Raw genomic sequence first — 1,865 nt, 5'->3', positions numbered from 1 at the left:
GGCGGACCTGCTGGACGGCGGGGCCGGGGCCGATGCCTTCAACGGCGGCGCCGGCAAGGATATTCTGACCGGCGGGGCCGGTGCCGACCGCTTCGCCTATTCCACGGCCGGCGACAGCATCGGCTCCGGCGTCGACCGGATCACCGATTTCAGCCACGCCCAGCAGGACCGGATCGACCTGACCAGGATCGACGCCAACACCAGCGCGGCCGGGGACCAGGCGTTCAGGTTTATCGGCACCGGTGCCTACACCCACCATGCCGGCGAACTGCACTATGCCTTCTCCGGCGGCGATACGATCATCGGCGCCGACGTCGATGGCGACGGTACCTCCGATATCAATATCGTGCTCACCGGCCTCATCACCCTGCAGGGCGGCGACTTCTATCTGTAGTGACGGCACAATCGTCACCGGACCGACGCCAAACACCCGATAGAAAGGGCGCGAATCCTGTTATAGTTTTGCTTGCATAATGGCCGGCCATACCGGCTGTCGCCAATCCCCCTTCAGCGGTTCGTCATGCCGGATGAACGCACCCTCGCCGATCTGATCGGCCAGACCTATGCCGCGGGCCTCGGCGACGAGGATTGGCCGTCGCTGCTCGACCGCGTATCGGCCGTGCTCGGCGGCGAAGCCCTGGCCCTGCACCCGACCGGCGCGCCGCTGTCGTCGGATGCGGCGATCCGGGTCGGCTGCGATCCGGCCTATGTGCCGCTGTACAACGCCTATTATCACCAGACCTGGCCGATCCTGCCGAAGCTGCCGCGGCTGGCCCCGGGATCGGTCTTCATCGACCGCATGCTGGTGCCGCAGGCGGATTTCATCCGGACCGAATTCTACAACGACTACATCAAGCCCCAGGGCGGCCACAGCGGCCTGTACTGGATCGATGTCGACCGGCATGGCCTGGCCTCGCACATGTCGGTCTGGCGGTCGGCGCGGCGGCCGGATTGGTCGGAGGACGAGGTCCGCCTGCTGCAGCATATCGGCCCGCATCTCGGCCGTGCCTTGAAGATCCAGCAGCGCCTTTCGGCGGTGGCGGCGCGCGAGGCCGAGGATGCCACGCCGCTGCTGGCGCCGCGCGAACGGGATTGCCTGGCCTGCGTCGCCCGCGGCGCCTCCAGCAAGCAGGTGGCGTTGCGCCTGGCCCTGTCGGTCCATACGGTCAACGACTATGTGGCGTCGGCGATGCGCAAGCTGCAGGCGACCAGCCGCACCGAAGCCGTCGCCACCGCCCTGATGCTCGGCCTGCTCGACGGCTGACCGCCGTCCCCGGCAATCCCCGATTCGTGGGGGATTGAGACCACCTTCCCATCCCCGGACAATGTGATCCACAGCCTCGCACCGGCCGGACGCCATCCGGCAGGATCATCCTGTGACCGGACACCCCGCGGCCAAGCGGGCCCGCGATCCGGGGAAGCGAGGCAGAACGGGGACCTGCCATAGGACATTGCGCGGACCGCATGCGGCGGTCGGCGGAGCGGCCTGCCCTGTGTTGGGGGGCCCGGTCAGGAGAATTCGATGCCTGTTCACGTCGGCCCCGCCAGAGGGCCAGCGACATCGGGTGGATCGACAGCGACGATACGTCGTGCCTGCGCCTCGAGCTGGGGCCGGACGCCTGGTCCGGCGATGGCGATCCGACGGCGGGCCCGTCCGCCTGGTTCGAGGAAGTGAGATTTGGCCCGGCCGAGAGCTGCCCGGTGCCGGAACCCGGCTGACGGTCGGCACGGACCCTGGCGGCATCGCTGCCGGCGTCTTCGCCATTCCCATCCATTCCCCTGAAGGCCGGCCCCGCGGGCTCGGCCTCGAGAAAAGGTTTCATCCCATGAGTTTGCGACTTTGCTCCGCCCTGCTCTGCGCCAGC

2 protein-coding genes are annotated in these 1,865 nt (G+C 68.2%); both read left to right on the top strand.

Annotated elements, in window-relative coordinates:
* The coding region (locus AC3XYG_RS34900; RefSeq protein WP_489144492.1) for a M10 family metallopeptidase C-terminal domain-containing protein at positions 1-394 on the top strand (394 nt) is incomplete at its 5' end.
* A gap of 126 nt (positions 395-520) precedes the next feature.
* Positions 521-1,264 carry a response regulator transcription factor gene (locus AC3XYG_RS34895; protein WP_489144491.1) on the top strand — a complete coding sequence of 248 codons (744 nt, stop codon included), beginning with the start codon at positions 521-523 and terminating at the stop codon, positions 1,262-1,264.
* Positions 1,265-1,865: the final 601 nt, after the last annotated feature.

The sequence above is a fragment of the Inquilinus sp. genome (assembly GCF_057815775.1).
The sequence above is the reverse complement of the archived record's forward strand: the minus strand, read 5'-3'. Positions and strand labels throughout refer to the sequence as shown.

Coding starts and splice junctions, on each gene's coding strand:
- AC3XYG_RS34895 (WP_489144491.1), top strand. CDS start 521: ATGCCGGATGAACGCACCCTCGCCGATCTGATCGGCCAGACCTATGCC.